The organism is Paenibacillus terrisolis (assembly GCF_056171975.1).
On record NZ_JBKFGG010000008.1, the window covers coordinates 172,145 to 194,738 of the forward strand.

General features: G+C 50.6%; 11 protein-coding genes. 1 reads left to right on the forward strand and 10 read right to left on the reverse strand.

What is annotated here, in order from left to right; genetic code table 11:
- Window positions 1-236 precede the first annotated feature (236 nt).
- The 3 genes from ACI48K_RS10090 to sigK all read right to left on the reverse strand — a co-directional run bounded on the left by ACI48K_RS10090 (window position 237) and on the right by sigK (window position 5,377).
- Entirely contained in the window at window positions 237-2,879 is a 2,643-nt protein-coding gene (locus tag ACI48K_RS10090; RefSeq protein WP_475027475.1) for a carbohydrate-binding protein, read from the reverse strand.
- A 464-nt stretch (window positions 2,880-3,343) separates the two neighbouring features.
- Window positions 3,344-4,345, reverse strand: coding sequence for a LacI family DNA-binding transcriptional regulator (locus tag ACI48K_RS10095; protein WP_475027476.1), 1,002 nt, complete (start codon window positions 4,343-4,345; stop codon window positions 3,344-3,346).
- 336 nt (window positions 4,346-4,681) lie between these two features.
- Window positions 4,682-5,377 (reverse strand): RNA polymerase sporulation sigma factor SigK, encoded by a 696-nt coding sequence (sigK, locus tag ACI48K_RS10100; RefSeq protein ID WP_475027477.1) that lies wholly within the window; start codon window positions 5,375-5,377, stop codon window positions 4,682-4,684.
- A 500-nt stretch (window positions 5,378-5,877) separates the two neighbouring features.
- Between sigK and ACI48K_RS10105 the strand changes: the two genes are divergently transcribed.
- Window positions 5,878-8,760 (forward strand): discoidin domain-containing protein, encoded by a 2,883-nt coding sequence (locus ACI48K_RS10105; protein WP_475027478.1) that lies wholly within the window; start codon window positions 5,878-5,880, stop codon window positions 8,758-8,760.
- 86 nt (window positions 8,761-8,846) lie between these two features.
- Here ACI48K_RS10105 and ACI48K_RS10110 read toward each other — a convergent pair whose 3' ends face one another.
- The 7 genes from ACI48K_RS10110 to ACI48K_RS10140 form a co-directional block, all read right to left on the reverse strand.
- A complete protein-coding gene (locus tag ACI48K_RS10110) occupies window positions 8,847-11,060 on the reverse strand; it encodes a pyruvate formate lyase family protein (RefSeq protein ID WP_475027479.1) in 2,214 nt (737 codons plus the stop codon).
- Window positions 11,057-11,974, reverse strand: coding sequence for a glycyl-radical enzyme activating protein (locus ACI48K_RS10115; RefSeq protein ID WP_475027480.1), 918 nt, complete (start codon window positions 11,972-11,974; stop codon window positions 11,057-11,059). Before ACI48K_RS10115 ends, ACI48K_RS10110 begins: the two co-directional genes overlap by 4 nt.
- 38 nt (window positions 11,975-12,012) lie before the next feature.
- Window positions 12,013-12,996 carry an aldose 1-epimerase gene (locus ACI48K_RS10120; RefSeq protein ID WP_475027481.1) on the reverse strand — a complete coding sequence of 328 codons (984 nt, stop codon included), beginning with the start codon at window positions 12,994-12,996 and terminating at the stop codon, window positions 12,013-12,015.
- The gene (locus ACI48K_RS10125) at window positions 12,977-14,767 is read right to left on the reverse strand and encodes an amylo-alpha-1,6-glucosidase (RefSeq protein WP_475027482.1); all 1,791 of its coding nucleotides are present in this window, start codon (window positions 14,765-14,767) and stop codon (window positions 12,977-12,979) included. The genes ACI48K_RS10120 and ACI48K_RS10125 overlap by 20 nt, the downstream gene beginning before the upstream one ends.
- A gap of 146 nt (window positions 14,768-14,913) precedes the next feature.
- The gene (locus ACI48K_RS10130; protein WP_475027483.1) at window positions 14,914-16,206 is read right to left on the reverse strand and encodes a Gfo/Idh/MocA family oxidoreductase; all 1,293 of its coding nucleotides are present in this window, start codon (window positions 16,204-16,206) and stop codon (window positions 14,914-14,916) included.
- A gap of 6 nt (window positions 16,207-16,212) precedes the next feature.
- Window positions 16,213-16,893: a carboxylesterase family protein gene (locus ACI48K_RS10135; protein WP_475027484.1), complete on the reverse strand. Its 681-nt coding sequence runs from the start codon at window positions 16,891-16,893 to the stop codon at window positions 16,213-16,215.
- A 314-nt stretch (window positions 16,894-17,207) separates the two neighbouring features.
- The gene (locus tag ACI48K_RS10140; protein WP_475027485.1) at window positions 17,208-22,280 is read right to left on the reverse strand and encodes a sugar-binding protein; all 5,073 of its coding nucleotides are present in this window, start codon (window positions 22,278-22,280) and stop codon (window positions 17,208-17,210) included.
- Between the last annotated feature and the right edge of the window lie 314 nt (window positions 22,281-22,594).

The window sequence follows — 22,594 nt, forward strand, 5'->3', positions numbered from 1 at the left end:
TTCGAAATTTATTATACGAATCCGGAATAAACAAATAATAAACAAGCTAAAAAAAGCGGCCTTACCCGGTTAGGTAAGGCCGCTTAACTTTTTAAACATTAAATAATCCAAGGCAAATCGGCCTTTGATTACTTCCTGCTCCCGCTCAACCAAAATGTCAAGGTTCCGGTAAATTTTGCTTTTTTCCAATTTAAACTGAACCTGGTCCACCATGTGTGCCGGATGATATTAATGATTTATTCCTTTCCTTTGGTGCCATTCGAATCCGGAGTAATTTGGTACAGCACAGATTGTGCTCCATCCAAGCTTATGTTTATCTCCCCGTTCCCGTTAGTATTGTACGAGCGATCCGTCCACAGGTCGGTTACTGTATAATTTTTTGCGCCTGAAATGCCCGCCCGGGCCAAATCAACGGTTTTGGTTGTAGGGTTTTGCGTAAAATTGAACACCGCCAAATAATAGTCGCCATTATCCTTAAGTACAAACGTATCCGCCGCGCTCGTATTCGTATTCCCCTCTACCGGCCGGAATGCTTTGCCCTTGATGGCTACCGCGTTCACTTTCGGATTCGTCAATAACTCCTTCATATATTGCTGGGCCGTAGGGTTGTTCACATCATCGGAATCCAGGAATACCGTTCCGGAGATCACGGCCGAATTCACCCGCGTCTGTGCCGCGGTTAACGAACCGCCCTTCAGCAGGGTCATATAGTCTGGATCGGTATACCGATAGATCGTACCGTTCTGCCACCAGCCATAGGTCAGGTTATTCAATTGGTATTCGGTTTGACCCAGCGAGCCGTCAATATCGCATGAAATCCGTCTCGAATGCCCATATTGGCTTGGGAAGATAGGCGCTATGGACTCGCTGATAAACATTTTACCGCGGAGCACTTTATCAATGAACGCCATTCCCTGATTATAGGCTTGAACCCCCGTCTTCACGTTCGGATCATAGTGTTGTCCTTCAAGTGAAGCGTGGCTCAAAAAGTCGATCTTGATGTATTCGAAACCAAGGTCAAGAAAACGCTTGTAGTAATACTCAATACGCTGCTTCGTACCCGGATGTGTCGGATCAAGCGCGTATCCCCCATCCACCTTGGGCAGAATCTGGCCATTGTAATCCTTCATCACAATATCGCCATACGTGTATTTACCGTTCGTACCTTCAACCACCTGATCCATATTGTCGCCCCAATAGACAAAAACCCCATCATAAATGCCGGGCTTTTGCCCGTTCTGACGAATGACATTAACCGCATCCTCCAGCTCTTGCGGCGTCAGCCAATCCCAGTAGGAATCCAGGTTAATATAAACATTTCCTTTGTTGTTAAAGAAATTGTTCTGTAAATTCTCCTTGAAGTAATTGGATACATCAATGACTTTATCATATCTCAGTTCCGGGCCATAAGCGCCCCAGCTGTTCCAACCAACCGGCACCCCTTCCGGGACATCTTTTCCAAAAGCCAGCGGCGGAGCTACATCTGCGTTCGCCTGCCCGAAGCTTTCCAGGCCGTTGCGGTAATCTTCATAATAACCGACCAAAATCTGCGACGACTTTAACGTAGCACCCGATATAGTGCCATGCGGTATCGTATCATGCGTCGTCGTCATCGAGGAAAAACCTCCGTACACCTTTAACTTATCCAATCGATCGCTGCTGCCGCTCCAGGAAATGCCCGTTTTCCAGGTATCATGCGTAATCGATCCGATAATCAGACCGTTCCTGCTGTCATTATCATAGATGGCTGTTACTTCCGAGCTGACATACCAGTCCGTGTTTAAGAACGTATTGATCGTCCGCGAATTATATCTTGAAAACATATCATTATCGTAAGGAACGATGAGTACCCGGTTGTCCGCATAGCTGCCGATGTCGATCCCGCCTTTGGCGTTCATAACGACCGGAGCTATATTGTTCGTATCAATAGGGGTCTCGCTGCTCATTTCTTCACTTGTCACGAAATACGGCAAATCCTCATAGATTTGATAAATTTGCTTCATCGTTGGAAGGCCGGCCTGTTTATTTTCAAACGTGACCTTAATCCCTTTACCATGGCTATCTTTGATCTTCTCAATACTATCCAGCGAAAAGAGATGCTTGGCGTAATCCTTGCTTGATAAAGGCCGATCCAGCTCCACCGTGCTGTAGATGCCTGTAGCAATCACCTTTCCGTTCCATTCATAGGCCGCAAGGCCGGATTCCGTATTATAGGTAACTTTGTACGTATCGGTGGAGAGCGTCACCCCTTTTTCGTGCTCCGTTACAAGGATGGACCCGAATTTCTTCGAATCGACGGTTGAACCAATATCGCCGATCTCCCCATTTCCAGGGGTTTCACCCGGATTGTCCGAGGCAGAAATCTCAATCTTATCGATATCCGGCCCCCATCCCCCGTTATCATCGAATTTGATGGTGTTGTTTCCGGCAATCAGCGATACCTTCATATTGAAGCTGCCAAGCGTGTCCCAATCTGCTGTCTTCGGCATAGAAAAAATATCCGGTTCTCCACCGTTCACAGTCACCCGGATTGGATCGGTGTTTTGGGTAATATAATCAAGTTTTAAAGAATAGATGCCGGAGGAAGGTACGTTAACGTTGTTAAATTGCACCGAAGCTCCTTTCCCAAAATCACCTATCTTTTGTCCACCGGAGCATCCGGTTTCGGGTTTGCAATCGCGAACGGCAGCAGTGCCCGTTAATGTATTATCCGGCGATTCCGCTTCATATAAATATGAATTCAACAGCTCGTCACTATTTACGGCAGTATTCGTAATTTCACTGTTTGCTGAAAGTGCGGGAAGGTTGCCAAAGCATGCCGTCAAAACAAACATTAATAAAACTAACGAACTAGCGGTTAATCGCTTCATCCTCTTCATGAATATCACCCTTTTTTAAATATTCGGTCTTAAAAAAGCGCTTACATAGTTCGGTATATTTCATGGAACTAAATTCATTTCACCTCCTTATATCCATATAAAAATGGATTTCAAAAATATAAACTAAATATTAACTTTATATCATTGCTAATATTAACAAACGAAACTATTATTTTCAAGTCATAAACTTACGAACTCAACTTTCGAAAAACGAGAATCGGTTTAAGATGCTGCAGTAAGATTTAAGACGCTGCATTTAAGACGCTGCAGTAAATGAATGTCCGCCCTGCCTAGCTATCAAGGCCCTCCTGCCGATTCTATGCTGCGAAAGTTGAGTTCGCAATCGCACGTTTATTAATCATTTTTTTACTAAAAATTTCTCGTAGAAGATAGCAAAAAACAGTCGACAGAAATATCTGCCCACTGCTTTTAACTCTTGCCTGTATTGAGCGTTTACAAGATTCTTACGACTTCGATCCGCTGCTGCTGCGAATTATAAGCTGCGCCGGAATAGTCGCTTGTACGGGAATTTCCCTGCCGTTCATACGGTCCAACAAAAGCTTTACGGCCATTCTCCCCATCATCTCCGATTGAATTCTCACCGTCGTAAGCGCGGGGTTCATATAAGCAGACATTGGAATATCATTGAAACCAACGACCGCCATCTGCTGCGGTACGCTAATTCCTCCATCCTGCAATGCTCTCAGTGCTCCAATGGCCAGATTATCATTTGCAAAAAAGAAAGCCGTTGGAAGGCTGCCCTTCTCGATAATCCGCTGCATGGAGGTATACCCTTCTGTTATTGACCATTCTCCAATATATACATGGTCCGGGTCATAGATATCGTTGTCTTTCATAATCATCTCATAATAATGATGTCGTTCATCTTTACCGTCTAATTTCCTACCGCCCATAAAGCCGATTTTTGTATGCCCCGCATTGATCAAATGATTAAGGGCAAGCCTCGTAGCCCTCTCGAAATCAATAACAATGGAATCGAATTTCTCAACATCCGGAGAGTAATCCACAAAAACGATATTTTCGACTTGATGAATAATGGGAGTTATATTGTCGAGGCTGCCACCGATCACGATGACCCCATCAACATTGTTGATCACGACATCGGGATTACCATATTGAGATAAGCGGAACAACTTGGTCGTCGTTATCCCGGCAGCTATGCACTCTTTTTCAAATCCTTCTCTAATCAAGCTAAAATAGGGATCATACTCTTCTTGTTGCTCCGTAAGGAAGATCACTACTCCAATTGTGGCTTCGCTGCCCGCAGTGCTCATATTTTTCATTTTACGCTCGCGAGGAGTTTTATAATTAAGCTCCTCCGCAATCGAAAAGATACGATTACGCGTCTCCTCGGATACGGAAAAATTCGGATCCCGATTCAATACTTTCGAAACAGTTACCGTCGATACATTAGCTTTATTAGCTATCTCCCGTATAGTAGCCAATTAAAATCCCCATTCATATAGAAAGTTAACCAGTTAATTTTTACTTATTAGCTTGATAATATCAGTGTGTTATTGGGAATGCAATAAATTATGCGGGGCATCTTATATCGACTTTCGCAGCACGAATAATTATTACTTAAGATATCTTTAACATTAATAAACTTTACTTCCATGACCGTACTGCCTCAATGGTTTGAATTCATAAATGCAGACATGGCTTTTCTCGGAACAAAATAAACCAAACTGCTAGATAATCACACAGCTTGGTTTAACTAGTAATAATCTTACAAATGACGTATACTTGATTGTTTTATCGCATTCATTTCTGGTTAAAGTTTATTTCTTCTTATAAAACTCATGATACAACTTCATAAGCGCCCTTTTTTCGATCCGCGATACGTAACTGCGGCTGATCCCAAGCTCCTTGGCGATTTCCCGCTGCGTCCGCTCTTCCCCGCCATGCTCCAAGCCAAATCGGCCTTTGATCACTTCCTGCTCCCGCTCATCCAAAATGTCGAGGTTCCGGTAAATTTTGCTCTTTTCCATTTTAAGCTGGACCCGGTCCACCACGTCATCGGCTTCCGTGCCCAGGATATCTATCAAAGTAATTTCGTTCCCCTCTTTATCCGTTCCGATCGGATCGTGCAGGGAAACGTCCTTGCGTGTTTTCTTGAGCGAACGAAGGTGCATTAGGATTTCGTTTTCAATGCAGCGCGCGGCAAAGGTGGCCAGCTTCGTGCCTTTGTTCGGACGGAAACTCTCGATCGCCTTAATCAGCCCGATGGTCCCGATTGAAATCAGATCCTCCAGGTCCTCGCCGGTGTTATCGAATTTCTTGACGATGTGAGCCACCAACCGCAAATTGTGTTCGATCAGCACATTGCGGGATACCGCGTCACCCTCGGCCATCCGCTGCAAGTGCTTCGCTTCCTCCTCCTCCGTCAGGGGTTGGGGAAACGCGTTGTTCTTTACGTAAGAGACCAGCAACGTCAGTTGTTTAATGAACAGTGCTATCGCAGAAAACAATTCCATGAGCAAAGTACCCCCAAGTCCGGGTATGCCGTTGGCAGCGCCTCCGGCACACATGAGTTTAGTTCTACACATTGTATGTGGGCGAAGACCCAGAAGTGCCTGTACGGAGGGATGGAGGTTCTTTTTTTATCCGAGGAAAAGCGGATTCTCACGGAAAGGGCTATAGTCCTTCTGTGATTGCATAAAAAATGCTTTCGTAAAACATGTCACAGAAATTTACTGGGTCGCAAGTACCCAAAAGCCATGTTTGGATTGAACAAAACTAACTTTGCGTCTATACTCTGGGTGGAAGAGATGGAAAAATTTACACATGATTTTTTATTCATGGAAAGTTGTTTTATTGCTGCTTACTTATCATTGTGCCGGACTAAATTACGGTACAACGAAGAGAGGAGAGAATTTATATTTCATGGCCTTTACGGCTGTAAGAGTACCGAAGGCATAAACGGATCAATGTCAAATTTGAATTTATCCGATCTTATTCCAGGAGGTTTTATCAAATGAAAAAAACTCGAACAAACTTGGCATGGCTTGTTGTAGTCTCCCTGCTTTTTACGCTATTTCCAATCCTGCCTGCAGCGGCCGCCAACCCAATCAAAGTCGCCGCTGTCGGAGCAAGCGATGTTTCCGGAATCGGAAACGGCAGCTTTCCCGAAACCCTTCAGACCCTGCTGGGTTCAGGGTATACTGTCCGCAACTACGGGGTTGGCAGCACAACCATGACGAAAAAAGGCTCTCCTTCCTATTGGAACACGCAGCAATTCATTGACAGCAGCAACTGGCAGCCGGATATTGTCATCATCATGCTGGGTTCCAATGATGCCAAACCTTCGAATTGGGTATATAAAAATGACTACGCCGCAGACTACAAAGCCATGATCGACCACTACAGAAATCTGCCCTCCCATCCTACGGTCTACATGAATACGCTCCTTACCTGTTACGATGAGAACCCTAATCCCGGCCCCGGTGAAATCACCGAACAAATCGTTACCGGCCAAGTCGTTCCGATCATCAAACAAGTCGCTTTTGAAAAAGGCGTTCTGTTAAATGATGTCAACAAGGCCACGAAAAATATGCCGCAAAATTTCCCCGACCTTGTGCATCCTAATCCGGCGGGTATCCAAGTGGTCGCCCAAACAACCTATAACGGCCTCATGCTTTCACCAACCAACGCCTTTTCACGGATTGAGGCGGAAAGTTCTCCCTATAAGCTGGGGATGACGGACGAAGCCACCAGTGATATCGAAGGCGGGCAAGATGTCGGCTATATCGACAATGGTGACAGTGCCGTCTATTACCGTCTTGATTTCGGAAGCGGCGCTACCGGCTTTACAGCCAGAGTCGCCAGTGCAGGCGCAGGCGGAAACATCGAGATTCACCTTGACAGTGTGGGCGGCCCTCTGATCGGCACGCTGCCTGTCGCAAACACCGGCGGTTGGCAGAATTGGGTAACGAATACCGTAAATATCACCGGTGTAAGAGATGTTCACGATGTATATCTGAAGTTTACGGGCGGCCAGGGGTCCCTGCTTAATGTGAACTGGTTCAATTTTACGGCCGGATTTGTGGAACCGCCGCCTCCAACACCGGCGCCGGTTGCTCTGGACAGAACCGGCTGGACGGCAACTGCTTCCGTGAACAGCGGAGCAGCCAGAAATGCGCTGGACGGGAATGCCGAAACACGCTGGGATACGGTGGGTTTGCAAGCCAACGGCCAATGGTACACGGTCGACATGAAGGCTAACAAGACCTTCAACTCTCTCGAACTCGATACCTCCGGAAGTCCGAATGATTACCCGCGAGGGTATCAAGTCTTCGTATCGACCGACGGCGCCAATTTTGGCAGCCCTGTTGCGACCGGAGCGGGCGGCAGTGAAGTCACCAAGATTACCTTTGACACCCAGACAGCCCGATACATTCGAATCGTGCAAACGGGGACGGCGCAGTCTAATTACTGGTCCATCCATGAACTGAATGTATATAATCCGGGGAGCGGAGATTCCGCTCCTCCCCGAGCAACGGTCGCTCTAGACAGATCCGTCTGGACGGCAACCGCATCTGTAAACAGCGCGGCTACCGGGAACGCTCTGGATGGGAATGACCAGTCGCGGTGGGATACGATCGGTTTGCAAGCCAACGGCCAATGGTACACGGTCGACATGAAGGCTAACAAGACCTTCAACTCTCTCGAACTTGATACCACCGGAAGCCCGAATGATTACCCGCGGGGGTACCAAGTCTTCGTATCGACCGACGGCATCAATTTTGGCAGTCCCATTGCTTCGGGGACCGGAAACAGCGCGGTTACTGCGATTACCTTCGGCACCCAAACGGCCCGGTACATCCGGATCGTTCAAACAGGTACGGCACAGGCCAATTATTGGTCCATCCATGAACTGAATGTATTGGGTCAGGAAGATCCAAATACGATACCGGTGAATATCAAACCAACCGACCCTAACATCTCGTATATCGGGCGATGGGACAAAAGCTCCGCCACAAATTACAAAAGCTACTGGGGCGGGGCTTACCTTAAAGTGAACTTTACGGGAACCACGGCTAGGGTGAAGCTCGCCGGCCAGGCCAAATTTTACGCTTCCATCGACGGCGGCGAGGATGTGCTGTATGACGCTTCGGGTACGGTCGACTTAACGCCGAGCCCATTGACAAACGGTACGCATACCCTGCGAATCGCCTCTTCCTCCGAGAGCCAAACCATACAATTCCAGGGTTTATTTCTTGATCCGGGGGCAGCGCCTCAGCAAGCGGCCGTTAGTCATAATTTGATCGAGTTCGTAGGAGATTCAATCACGGCCGGTTGGATGAATCCCAAAGAGGCTTTGGACGATTACGCCTGGCTGACCGGTGAACTGCTTGGTGCCGAGCATGCCCAGGTGGCTTTTTCGGGCATTTGTCTCGTAGACAATATCCAATGTTACTCGCCGAACGCGATCGGTATGAGCAATCAGTTTTTCAAACTCCAAACGGTAAATTACACGAACTCCCCTTTGTGGGATTTCAATACGTATCAAGCCCGCGCCGTAGTCGTTAACCTTGGCACGAACGATGCCGGTTTCAGCGTAACCGACGCCGTGTTTCAACAGACTTTAACGACCTTTTTGCAAAATATAAGAGCCAAATATCCGGGTGCGGACATTTTTGTGCTCAGACCGTTTAACGGCTCAAAGGGGACGCCGACTTTGACCGCTGTCAAAGCGGTAACCGACGCCGGCGACGGCAAAGTGCATTTCATCGAAACGACGGGCTGGATCGATAATGCGGCCGATACTTACGACAGCGTCCATCCCAACCCGGGTGGACACGCCAAAATCGCGGCCAAATTGGCCGCGATTCTGGAGCCTTACGTAACGCAGAGTTAGCATCGCTTTAAGCGGAATGGTCGCGGAGAAAGAATGAGCGGCAGCCATATTTATTTGCTATTTCAAACAGATAGGAAACAACGTTCTCACTGGGCTTCGAGCATCCTATCCACCACCAACTGCCGAAATTCCGGGGACAACATGGAGAAGTAGGCGGTGAAGCCCGTGACACGGACGATCAGATCGGGGTGCAGACTTGGATCATGGTGGGCCTCAAGCACCTTTTCCTTGCTGATCAGATTAATATTAAGCAGAGTCGCCCCAAGGTCAAAAATGGTGCGGATATAAGCCGCGATCTTGTCGATGTTGTCCGGATCGGCTGCCAGGTGCGGGTCCAGCTCAAGCTGCAGGGGCGCCGTATTGCCGTATCCGGGCTGGATCGCGGCGATAATATTGGACAATGCGGTCACGGCCCCGTCTTTGCGAAAACCCGGCGCAGGGTTGGCCCCATGGTTGATTGCTTCCCCGGCCCTGCGTCCATTGGGGGTAGCTCCAACCGTTTTCCCCAACCCGATCGTGTTGGCCCAAGAAAACCAACCCGGAATGAATTGGACGGGATACCGTTTCATCTGCGCTCTGACCAACTCGCTAAACATCTCGGATACCTTTATTCCCCATCGGTCCCCTGTGGAATTACCGTGGCCGTACCGTTCGCCGGCCTTCATCATGAGACGGGCGTATTCTCCTTCAGGACCGGTATAATCCGCTTTCAACCAGTCAGCTAGTTGTCCCCAGGTGAAGCGCTTTTCCTTCACGACCCGCTGCTCAATCGCCGCCAGGGAATCCGCCACGGTGGCCAAACCCGCACCGTCAATGGCCATGTTATAATACCGCGCGCCTCCCGCCGACACATCCAGTCCCTTTTCGACAGGGCCGTGAGACAGCAGATTCAGCACCAACTCCGGCTCATTCTCCGCCTGATGGGAGAGATGGAACGCGATGCCGTCCGCGGCGGTCTCCACCGCTTGCTGCAAATGCTGCCGGAAGCAGCCCAGCAGCCGTTCCATGGAAGGCTCTTCGGAAGCGGAAGCAGCCACCGTTTCCTGGAAGGATATCTCGAATACCTTGGCAACATTGACTTTTACCAGATCATTCATGGTATATTCCAACCCCGGCAGGGACATCCAGTTGCAGCCAACGGCGATCCGTTCCCTCGCCAGCTCCTGCGGATAACCGGCGCGGACGAACCCTTCCACCAATGCCCGGTCTCCGGAGTAGCGGGGCCAGCCGTTCCCGTTAGCCAGCAAGCATTCCACCGATTTGCGAAAAAAGACATCATCCAACCCGTCATGGACCCGTATCGTCAAATTGCAGGACGTATTGATCATGGCTGCCGCTTCAAGAATCACATAGGAAATGCGGCTCGTCATATCCCTCCCGTTCCGGTCCGGCCCCCCAAGCTGGTAATAATGAGTATCGTTAAGCAGAAGGCAGGCAATATAGAAGCGGGCTTCATCCTCCGTGAGGCGTCTCTCTGAAATATCCCGTTCGAAGTAAGGCCGCAAAAGTTCGTCCAGTTGGCCGCCTGCACCGTCCCGATTATACGTCCGCGAGGCCATATTGAACCAGCAGATCCATTGGCAAACCTCCCGAAGCGTCCGGGGAGGATTCACCGCGATCCATTCGTTGACCTCCCGAATCTCCTGAAGATTTCGCTTGAGCTGCGGGTGGCGTTCTAGGGCAGCCAGTTCCCCGGCCAGGGAAGACGTTCGCCGAATCCAGCCCTGGATAGCATGGACGACTTTCTGTTCCGATTCGAAAAATTCGGCTTTCGACGCATCCGTGTGGATATGCATATTTTCGTAGGCTTTCAGCTTATCCTGCAGTCCTCCCCAGCCCAGCTCCAATCCGATCCGGTAATCCGGTGCAAAATGGGCATCCATTCCAATCCCGCCGATGATATCGTACTTCTCCTGAAGTGGTTTCAGATGAGAATCGTCAAATTCCGGCTTCCAGATTGACCCCTTCATTCTCGACAGAAAAAACATCCACTTTCCCGCCATGGCATCCACAGGATCCACATATACCGGGTGATGCTCAAGCAGACTGCAAAAATTTTCCGTCCACCCTTGATATCCGTAGAAGGAACCGTCCGTATGATTGGGAATGATCATCCAATCAAATCCTTCCGGAGGCACGATTCGGCCATAATCGTCTTCGTCAAGTCCTCCTTCCCGTTCCACCTTGCACTTCGTTTGGGCCAGCTTTCGCTCCCGCAAAATCCGAATCCGCTCTGCAAAGCTTAATTCATGCTCTAAATTAAACTTGTTCAAATATTCCCGAACGAGGGTATCTTTCATAGAAAGCCCACCTCTTTTTTCGATTTCCGAACTAATCCGAAGTCCACAACGATCCCGTTCAAACTTTCCATAACGGCATCATCCGGAACCGGAGTATTTGCGAAAGCATCGCGCTTCTCCAGCGCTTGGTACTTTACACCGCCGAACGGATTGAACCGCAGCAGCTCGTAATATTCCGCTTTTCCTTCCTGAACCAGAAAGCGGCAAATGGACGAGATGCATTCCGCGGTATCGTTCACTCCGGGAATGACCGGGGTCCGCACGATATAGGGGATCCCGCTCTCGGTTAAGCGCCGAATATTGTCCAGGACCTTCTCGTTCCCTTGGTTCGTCCATTTCCGGTGTTCCTGCGTGTCCCATTGCTTAATGTCCAGCATAACCAGATCCGTATGGACAAGCGCTGCTTCCATTCGCTCCCAAGGGAAGGACAGGTTGGTTTCCACAGCCGTATGGATACCCCTCTCGCGGCAGCGAATCAGCAAATCAGCCACAAAATCGGCCTGCATAAACGCTTCGCCGCCGGACACCGTAATACCCCCGCCCGAACGGCGATAATACGCCTCATCCTGTATCACCTCTTCCAGAACTTCCTCCGCTTCCATATGCTTGCCCGACAAGACACATGCCCCGGCAAAACAAACTTCGGCACATCGTCCGCAGGCTTCGCATAAGGAACGGTCAAAGATATGCCGGCCTTCCTCCATGCAGTGCGCCTTTGTAGGACAGACAGACGCGCATTCCCCGCAATGGATGCAGTTTGAACCATAGTAGAGCAGCTCCGGACCTAACCGGATCGTTTCCGGGTTATGGCACCAGGCACAGCTCATATTGCAGCCTTTCATAAACACCGTAGTCCGTATCCCCGGTCCATCATGCAGCGAAAATCGCTGAATATCGGTAACAATCCCCTTCAATGGGAGTCACCTCCTGTAGTGTTTGAAAAATTGCGGCGTTACGGCAAATCCGCAACCTGAAAATGTACAGCAAAATTGAAACGTTCTCCCGCCTCCAGTAACCTTGCCCCCGTATCTTCGGCAGGATAAGGCAAATTGAAAGCATCCGTCACGCTGCTTGCAGGCTCGATAGAAACGGCATTCCCCCAAGGCGGAGCGAACAAAAAAGCAAAGCCAAATTCAGGCGAGAAATCGCAGGTCACCCGAATGCCGGAATGGGGGCGGTACACCGCAAACGATCTGCGGTCTTCTTCCAGCTTCACGACCCGATGATCCGACTCCTTGGGGAGAACGGATAGCAGTTCTCCTCCGTTCAGTTGCCTGCACACCTCAGTTGCGTGAAGCGAACCTGTGAAAAAGCCCTCCGAATCGATCGGATATTCGGATATGGCCGGCACCTGAATCGATACGAGATCAGCCTCTTCCGGCCGATAGGCGAAGTAAGGATGGAAGCCAAAACCGATGGGTGCCGCATCTTTCCCTTCATTAACAATGTCTCCACTCAGATAAAGTTCTCCCCGGACCAGGGTAACCGTTAACCTGAAGCGAAGGGCATGCGGGTAATAGGCGAACATGCTCTCCCAATCCGTCACGCTCAGCTCGCAGACGGCATAAGCCCCCCGCTCAGGAGCGGCTCCGGTTTCGATCAATTTCCAGGGGATTTCCCGCAACTCCCCGTGGATATGATTCCGTCCGGAATTAAGCGGAAACCGGTAGTCCCTGCCGCCGCAAGAGAATCCCCCGCCCCGAATGCGGCTTGGCGGAAACAGGACGGGAATGCCGTAAAAGCTGGATTCTTTTCGCAAAACGTTCAAATCCGGAGGGGAGAGCAAAATATCGTGCTCCTTCACGCGGTAACGGAATACATTGGCTCCGATACCCGGCACAAGCTCAACCTCGGCCCGCTCCTGCAAATCCCTCAAGCACACGGTTGGAATGCCGTTCATTGCTTGCCGCCGGGAATCATAGCGTCCCTGTTCCATTTCCCGCATCCCTCCCTTGCCGGAAGATGGGACCCGCATCATTCTCGCTTTCCAGAATCATCGCCGGCAGCAGTGTGCTGCTCCAGCCGTAGTCCCTGATGCTCTGCATACGGACTTGAAATTGGTAGGGCTTCAGACTTTTGCTTTTCCGGTTCAAATGGCTGGAAGAGACTTTATTCATGCTGTCGTAAAACTCGTAAATGGTTCCGTCATGCGAATACCAGAATGTCAAAGCGTCGATGGTTTTTTGAATGATGCTTTGCGCCAATTCATGGTAACCGTACTCTTTCAATCCGCGGGAAATCATATAATTGTAATTGATCCACACCGGGCCGCGCCACATGTCGGTTCCGAAGGTCGGATCGTCCAGCGAAATGCTGGGGATCGGAAAATCCGTCCGAAACGAGGCGGGGTCCTCCAAATGCCGCACGAGCGCTTCCGCCTGCTCCGGCTCGCATATCCCCGCAAACAACGGCAGGAAGGAGGAGACCGCCTTCACTTTTTTCCATTTCCCGTCTTGCAGCAGCCTGTCATAGTAAAACTGGTCCGGTTCATTCCACAAATAACCGTTCACGGCCGCTTTGATGTTGTCAAAATACGTCTGCCAAAATTCCGTCTCTTCATTCCGCCCCAAAACCGCGGCAATCCTGGCCATAATTCTGGACTCATTCGCCATAAAACAAGAAAAGTCGATGCAGTCCATTTCTTTCACATCGTCAAACCGCGGGGAGTTATCCATCCCGCATTCATCGCAGCGGCAGTGGACGCTGTCTTCCTCGACCTGCCATTCGAAGAGCCAATTGCCGTTGCGGTCGCGATGCCGCTTGTTCCACATCAAATATTTTTTCAGTCCCTCGTAGCACTCCTCCAGGATTCTCCCATTCCCGGAATGCAGGTATAACTCATAAAGCCCCCAAGCGATGACCGGCGGCTGAGTGACTTCGGAGCTTTCAAATGGAGAGGACATGTGCGGGATAAATCCGTCTTCATGCTGCGTATCGAAAATGGTTTTGATGCTGCCGTATGCAAGTTCATCCGAAATGAACTTATTCCCGATGGAATGGAACACCGAATCCCAGAGCCATAACCGCTTGTGGGGAAGGCGGTCGGGGGTTGTCCATTTGGTCCGAAACCGTCCTTCCGGGGTATAAACTTGCGATTTCATTGTTGAAAAGCATTTATAGTACATTCTTTCCGTGTCCTCACGGCTGGTCTTCGCTACAGGAAGCCGGGCGAAAAAATCGATTTTCTTTGCCGCCTCCCCATGTATATCCGCTTGCATCGCCTGAACGGCTTTGTCTGCCGCATCCTGTTTGCTTATACGGCTGACCGCGAAAGCAAAGGAAACGAGAGGTTCCCCGTGATTGACGGCAAAAGCGAAATATTCATCGCCGAACGCGTAAACACGGACATTTCCCGAGGTTTCAGGAACGGCATCCGCAGCCTCTTCGAAAAAAATAACCGGCAAGGCCGATTCAGTCGTTTGTCCAATGACGGTATCCTGCGCATAGAAAAGCATAGTAAACGGGTAGTTTTCTCCGTTGATCCCTGTAAAATGAGCTTGAATAATATCGGAGGCAACCACCGTGTAATCAATATCTCTAATTTGTTTCAGCGCCAACGACAGTTGGCTTTTGACTTTCGTATAAAAGATGACGCCAACCCGATCCCCGCATAATGTACCAACCAGACTATCGCTATAAGTGCATGTGCCATCCAGGCCCGAATACGCAAATAAATTGCCGGGACCCCAAATATCCGGTAATTTCATGGGTTTATCCTCCGTTATTTCCACAGTTGGATGAAAGGGCCGCAAACCCGCTAATGAGTTGCAGCCCTTCCTATGCTCCTGCCGCTATATGCTCGCTTTCCAAGTGGCGATTTCGAACGGGCTCACCCTGATCGGCCACTGCGCCTTCATCTAAAAGTGACCAGGTCGCTGACCTTCACCGGCTGGCCGGTGCGCATGGCCCGGTTCGCGGCGATGCCTGTCAGGATAGACCGCGCTCCGTCGATGTGATTCGCGGCCCGGTGAAACCGGTCATGAACCGGGGTTCCGAAAATATCGTTAAGCATGACCGTATCCCCGCCTCCGTGTCCGCCAACCCCATCGTCAACCTCAACCTTATAAGGAGCCCCGGACATGGGGAATACCGTAATTTTTTGGCCCAATAGAGCGCCTTCCTCCGCTTTTTCCCCGCCGGAGTTGACGTACGATTGTTCGACGACCTCCATCTCGATTCTCCCTTTGGTGCCGTTAAAGGCGATCCGGTATCCTTCCCAAGGCATATAGGCATTTAAGGAGTACGTTATAATCGCGTTGTTTTTGTAGCGAACGATGACCCCCATCGTATCCTCGATGCTGATACCGTCGCCGAATACGCTTTGATCGCGGCGGTAGCCGTCCTCATGCTCCGCATCCAGGTACATAGCCTTCAGGTTTTCGTTCTGATCCAAATGCAGAGCGAACGGGTCGTCTTTGGCAATCGGATTGCCCGTTGCCCGTTCATAAAACTGAGTCACGCCCCTATTCTCCGCGTTTTCCCTTCCATAGAACATCAAATCGCCAAAAGCAAACACCGTTTCCGGCTGGGAACCGATCCAGAAGTTGACGAGGTCGAAATGGTGCGTTGATTTGTGCACCAGAAGACCGCCGCTGTTCCGTTTATCGCGATGCCATCTGCGGAAATAATCCGCTCCGTGTTTGGTGTTCAGCAACCATTCGAAATGAACCGAGCATACTTTGCCGATAACTCCGTCTTCGATCAGCTCCCTCGCTTTCGTATGATGGGGGGCATACCGATAATTGAACGTCACCCGGACATTGCGGCCCGTACGTTCAACGGCATCGAGAATTTCCTGGCATTTTTTCTCATCGACGGTCATCGGTTTTTCCGTTACTACATCGCAGCCCAGCTCCATGGCGCGGATAATATAGCGGTGATGCGTGCGATCCATGCTTGTAATGATGACGGCATCCGGTTTTTCCGTCTTGATCATATGGTCGAATTCCTCGGTTTTGTAGGTGCGCACCGCCGAATAACCATATTTCTCCGTAAGCAGCTTATTGGCGTAATCCATGCGGGTTTGATTCAGATCGCAAAAGGCAACCAGTTCCGAGGTCTCTTTAAAATCCGTGGCAATCGCCGAGTAGAACAATTCGGATCTTCCGCCGGTTCCAACCTGGACAAACTTCTTTTTAAGACTCATATCTATTCACCCTTTACAAATAGTAGTTTTTGTCGGCAAACACTGCTCAAGCATCCATTCGAAAATGTCTTTCCTCCGGTACACTTCCGTCCAGCAGTCATGTCCGGCCTCGGGATACACCGTATATTGGACCGGATTGCCTAGCGCCTTTAGCGCTCTCACCATCTCTTCCGTGTAGACGATCGGAACCACGTCGTCTTTCCCGCCATGAAATGTCCATACCGGCATAGACAGCAGGCGGTCCGCCCTCCATGACATGCCTCCGCCGCATATGGGAACAATCGCCGCAAACACTTCGGGATGCTCCATGGCGATCTCCCATGTTCCGAACCCGCCCATGCTGATTCCCGTCAAATAAATCCGGCGCGGGTCTACACGGTAATCCCGGCAAATCCTGCTTATGAGCTCCATGACTCGATCCTTCTGCATGATCCAGACGGAAGGGTCCGGACATTGCGGGGCCAAAATTAGGAAAGGGAACTCCCTTCCTTCGTCCGCTTCCTTAGGAACGCCATGCATTCCCAGCAATTCCGGGTCATCGCCCCTCTCGCCCGCTCCGTGGAGGAATACGACCAAAGGCCAAGCTTTAGCTTCATCCCTCTTGTAATCCCCTGGCAAATACAAACGGTAGTTCATTGTAGAATTTCGCGAAATTTCCAGCTGCGCCTCTTGGGCAATCCTCTCCATCCCATCACCTGATTCCTTAATTCTTGCCGGCAGTTTCATTATAGCGACGGTCCGCAAATACCTTAATTAAAAAAACACTTCTATCTTTAAAATTTCTATCCATGTTTCTCTGTATCGAGGCTGCGGGAATTTATCGGATACTATTGAGCCGATTTGCCGAAAAAAAGGGCTGCTCTCTCGGCGGAACCTTGGCTATATAACACCGAAGTTCCTGTGAGGACAGCCCAATTTCTACATCCTTTCATTTGAAGTTCCCGCGAATACCCAATCGGGTAGCCGAACGCTTTAAGCGTCACTCGGAAGTAAGGAATCCGCTATATGTTATTCCCCCCATGCGAAGCCCGGGATTCATCGACGGCAGGTACGGAATTCTCAAATGTATCGCCACTTGGGTCCCGTGTTGTAACTCCGTAAGTAAACTTGACTTTGTTAATCGTGCTGGTCCAGTTGTCGCATGCCGGGTCGCCGTAAGGAAAACCAATTTTTAGATACCGGATACCGCCGGCCAAGTTGTCCGTCTTGATGCTAAGCGTATCGTAGCCGGACGCATTGCTCAGTATAACCGGAGCGGCAGGCAGTTTGGCAAAGTTTGCGCCGTCTTCGGAACCGTACACCTCGAAGCCGACTCCAGGCGGCAGTCCAACCCAGACGGTTACATTGAAGTCAAACGAATAGATGTCCGCATCCGGAGACTTGTAAACTACATATTCAGGGTCCATGATATCGTCATTGCTGTGAACGATCCGGTCATTGTCTCCGGCGTACTTATCAAGTTGCCCGCCTTGTACATTGATGATATGGCCGGATTTGTCATACAGCTTCGTCAAGTCGGCGCCATCGTCCGTGAACTCGGCTGTAACCGTATCCTCGGGAGGACCCGAGGGCTCGCCGAAATACTTAAAGGATACATCCATTAACTGCTCCATCCAGTTTGCCATTCCCGGGAACACAATCTTCACATATCGGGTGCCCGCCGGAAGGTTGCTCGCCGTGTTGCTGAACACGGAGTAGCCGTTTGCTCCGCCGATGAGCGACGATTTTGCCGTAATCCTCGTATAAGTCACGTTATCGGCAGACCCGTAGAGGGTAAATTGCGGCGTATTGGAATAGAGTCCTGTTGTAATATCAAAGGAGTAGATATCTCCGGAAGGCGATGGATAGACTACATATTCCGGATCTGCAGGGTTATCGATGTTGTGCGTTATCCGGTCCGCATCATTGTTGAAATTCTCCGGGTGCCCGGTTGCATTCACGATATGCGCCGTCTTCGCGTACAATTTGCTGAGGTCTGCCGCATTGTCCGAGAAGACCTTCAATCCTTCCGGCTCCGGTACGGTATTATCCGGTAAAGGAAGGCTTAAATTGTGCACCGGCAAATGGCCGAAATTCGAAGTATCCTGCCAATTGTTCCCGGTTCCGTTCCACATCAGCTGGCTGTCGCGGTTTCCGCCGTTATTTCCGTCATCATCGTTGATTCCGACATCAAACCCCAGCGTGATGTCCCGGGCCGGTGTGATATTCAGCGAAGCCCACGGGATAGCCATCTCCACCGTATAACCTCCGCTGATATCCTGCTGGGCATATTGGACATTGGGCAAAGTTCCGATCATGGAAATTTGACTGTCATGCCAACCGAGCGTGATTTGATGGTCGTATGCATCATACATTGCGCCCCGGTTGTTGTCGGCATCGATATAAACCTCTACCGAGTCGTCCTGATAGGATTGGTCCGAGTCATTTTTAAGTACATCGTCAAGGACTTCTATGCCCACATACAAATTCTGCGTATCGCCAAGCACCCCGAATCTCACGCTGTTATTCGGCGAACCGGTGATCGTCTTGGTCACCATGCTGCGCAAAGCCCAATAAGGTTCGTCCAGCTGCCCGTCCGTCGTTAAAGCTCCGGAAGGTTCAAGGGCGACCGTCACATTGTTCCCGTCGTTCAAATACAAGCTCCCAAAGGCGGCGGTGCTGAGCCAGTTATCCCCGTTTCCCCGCCACATCAGTTGGCTTTCGCGATTGCCTGCGTTATGTCCGTCATCATCGTTATAGGCAACGTCAAAGCCGATTACGGACCCGATATGCGGCGTTTCGATGCCGATACCGCTCCAGGGGATGGCCATTTCGACCGTAAATCCGCCGTCGATATCCTGCTGCGCGAATTGGACGCCGGTCATGGCTCCGACCATGGAAATCCGGCTGTCATGCCAACCGAGCGTAATTTGATGATCGTCCGAACCGTAAGTGGAACTCCGGCTATTGTCGCCGTCGATATAAATTTCTACCGAATCGTCCTGGTACGTTTTGTCCGGATCGGAGTCGTTTCTCAGATCGGCATCCAGCACCTTCACTCCAACATACAGATGGCTTGCATCCCACATTGTGCCAAAGCTTACATTATTGTCGGAGGCGCCGGTGATCATTTTTTCCACCCGGTTATTGATGATCCAGCCGGATTCCGACAGATTCCCGTCAATGGTAGGAGCCGCTTCCGTAAGGTTCCCAGCGGTTACGCCGGGGGTCAATGAACCGTCGTCCACCGGGTCGCTGGTTACGTTGACTATAGCCTCGGTAATATTGTGCGCCAGGTCTTCCGCTACAACGCTGATGGCATTCTCCCCTTTGACGACGGGCACGACAGCCGTAAACGAATAGTCGCTCTTCAGCGTAACCACAATTCCGTTCACCTTAACCGTTGCGGGTTCATTGACGCTTCCGTTCAGCACGTAGCTGGTTCCTGCAGTCGTCCCTGAAGAGGGCACCGTAAGAACAGGAGGGTCCGGGTCGTAAACGACATGGACAACGGAAGGCGCCGCTTGCTGATTCAGCTCATTGACTGCCGAGGCGGTGATCGTATTATCGCCGACAAGCAAATTCAACTCGGTGTTAAATTCCGTAGATTGCGGCTCCGAGGGTTCGGAAGGCAGGTTAGCGTAAACCAATTTGATGTCGTCTACATGGGGATCATAATACACGGCGGAATCATTGGAGAATCCGATCCCTTTTACTTGGTCCCAGGCGATCGGCATGGCAAGCGTTTGGTTGGTGGCCGGATCGAAATGGGCGGCTGCGTCAAAATCGGTTAAGGGGATCGTCACCTGTACCCACTTATTCCCGTAATCGGCAGCGGCGATATAGTTGGCCAGCGGAACCCGCGCTTCCACGGCCGTGCCGCCGTTATCCGATTCCAGAACGGCGGAGAAGTGATCCTGCTTGGTTTTGGGATAGGCCCAGAACTGGAGCGCTGCCGCATCCCGGACAGCCGAATAATTCTCCGTTATGCCTTGGGACGCCGTATTCACAAAGTCGAAATTAATCCGCGAAAACCCTGACGGATTGTTTAATTTCAATCTCAATGAATACGTGCCCTCTTCCGGAGGAAATGTGGTGTTGGCATCCCTGACGGCTTGCGCATTGACGGTCAGACCAGCGGGTAAAACACCGGCCTGGACATAGCTGTCGTTAAAGATCTGCCGAATCAGGTCTCCATTCTGATGAGGAGTCGGCGTGCCGACATGATAGGTGTTTTCGCTCACGGTTGCGGCGTTAAACTCATGTTTGATTGTCACCGCGGCGTTTCCGTTCGTTCGTCCCGTTACGTTATAGCTCTCTTGACGAACGTAAACTGCGCCGCTTTGGTCCAGCGACAATCCCAAATAACTCGGGTCATACCTGATATTAAGCTGAATTGGATCTCCCGCATTCCCCAGGGTGTCCGTTGCTGCGGCGGTGATGGCATTCATGCCGGGTTGCAGCGTTAGGGCCTTGCTGAAGCTGAGATTGTTGCCTACCGTCACCGGTTCTCCGTTAATCAGCAGCGTTCCCGCTTCGTCCAGATGACCGGACACCGTGAACCGGGGATCCCTTACCGCATAGGATGCATCGGGCGTCGAAGAACTGCCGGATTGGTCAAAGGCAATATGCGGCGGCGCCGTATCCGTATCGGAGGTGACTACGACAGAGACGCTTTTGGCCGGCAGTTCGATGCTTGAAGCCGTCCCGCCTTGAATGTTCCGGGAGGCTGCCGGCTTCATATCCTGGCCCGTCGCAATATCGGAGGTCGCTTGATAGACATTTGCGGTCGCTCCCGTCAAGCCCTTTATATTTACGGTTTTGGCCTGATCCGTCGGATTTACGACCAGCGCGGTCGTTTTGCTTCCGCTCACGAACGCGACTCCATCCATCCAAACCGAATCGGCCGTCGTCAGCCCGGAAGCCGGATCGGCATCGATGCGTCTCACTTTTGAGCCGACAGGCACATTGTTGAAAATTTTGCTGAGCACATAAAAAGCCTTCGATTTCGTTACGGTATAACCATCCCCGTCAAGCAAAACTTCCCCTACATCCGTCGGATGCCTGCCGTTTGCCCAACCGAGCCACCAGAACCAGTAATTGTTCCGGATGAATGCCATATCGCTCGCCAATCTCTGGGAGACGTTAATCGCCATGTCCATCTCGGAAATGCCCGAAATTAAGGCGCTGTACTCAGTCTGCCAACGGTCCTTCCCCGGAAAATGATTCAAGGCGTCCAAATAGTCCTGATAGACCCCCGTATTGTCGTAACCCTTGGAAAAATAACTGTGGGAGGTTAAGCCGCCGATGGCATTATTCAGTTCCGCATCCCGGGTCAAAGCGGAGAAATCCTGACCGAGCAAAAGCTCGTTTTCATGATAGGTGGCTCCTTCGGGTCCCAGGATTTGAACGCCATTAAAACCCGCGGCATCCAATTTGGAGCGGAGCAGCTTCGCCACCCGCTGATACTGCGCCCCGTTGTCCCCTCCCCAATAACACCATTCGCTGATGATTTGCGACAACGGTTCGTTTTGAAAGCTGAGCGCTTGGGGCACACTCGCGCCTCTGTCCGTCAACCACTGAATGGCAGCAACCAAATAAGATGTGTAGGCTTCTTCTTTGTCCGGGCGAAGCCGCACATGCTCGGTTCCAGTCCAGCCGTTGACGGTCGGGATTGTTTTCATGCCTACCGGAGGAGACCACACCGATATCATGTAATCCTGCATTCCTTTGTTCGCCGCGGCATGGACCAAATCGTAAATTTCCTGCATCTTGGCGCCGATCAGATTTCCATCGCCGTCCCCCGTGACGGCAGGGATCATGATCCGGAACATGCTGGCGCCCAGATCTTGAAACAACGCTTGCTGCGCACCGGTCTTGTCGATAAAATTGCGATTCCAGTCGGCACGGTTCCAGGACGGAAACACGCCCCATCCTTTGACCGTCTGCTGGTCGGTGCCCGAAATCGTCAGGTCATAAACTTTGCTTGCCGTCTCGGCCTTTGCGGGCCATGCAGGGTAAGCGGATAATACCATGACTGCGGTGAGCAGAATACCGCCCGCTCTGCGGAAAAGCTTCGATACTTCGGTTTTCAAGCGCTTCGCCTCCTTAGTTATTTTTCCGAGTTTTCGGAAAACAGCCGAACCCTTGAGGATGGGTGATCACGAACTCTTCAATTTCCTCCTTTCTCTCTTTCCGTTTAACCTAATTGCCGGAATATCGTCGTTAGCATTTCTTTGCTCGTAACCCCCTTCATGGTAAGCGCTTCCATCAATTTGATGAATCAAATTTTCTACAATAACCTTTCAATTTCTTTAATAAATTGAAAAATATGCCGAATCGCAAAAAAAGCGACGCATTTGAAGCCAAAGCCTCAAACGCGTCGCTCGCATCCCCATTAAACTAAACC

Excerpts from the sequence above, each read along its gene's own strand:
- ACI48K_RS10090 (WP_475027475.1), bottom strand. The coding sequence starts at position 2,879 with ATGAAGAGGATGAAGCGATTAACCGCTAGTTCGTTAGTTTTATTAATG.
- sigK (WP_475027477.1), bottom strand. The coding sequence starts at position 5,377 with ATGGAATTGTTTTCTGCGATAGCACTGTTCATTAAACAACTGACGTTG.
- ACI48K_RS10105 (WP_475027478.1), top strand. The coding sequence starts at position 5,878 with ATGAAAAAAACTCGAACAAACTTGGCATGGCTTGTTGTAGTCTCCCTG.
- ACI48K_RS10110 (WP_475027479.1), bottom strand. The coding sequence starts at position 11,060 with ATGAAAGATACCCTCGTTCGGGAATATTTGAACAAGTTTAATTTAGAG.
- ACI48K_RS10120 (WP_475027481.1), bottom strand. The coding sequence starts at position 12,996 with ATGGAACAGGGACGCTATGATTCCCGGCGGCAAGCAATGAACGGCATT.
- ACI48K_RS10125 (WP_475027482.1), bottom strand. The coding sequence starts at position 14,767 with ATGAAATTACCGGATATTTGGGGTCCCGGCAATTTATTTGCGTATTCG.
- ACI48K_RS10130 (WP_475027483.1), bottom strand. The coding sequence starts at position 16,206 with ATGAGTCTTAAAAAGAAGTTTGTCCAGGTTGGAACCGGCGGAAGATCC.
- ACI48K_RS10135 (WP_475027484.1), bottom strand. The coding sequence starts at position 16,893 with ATGGAGAGGATTGCCCAAGAGGCGCAGCTGGAAATTTCGCGAAATTCT.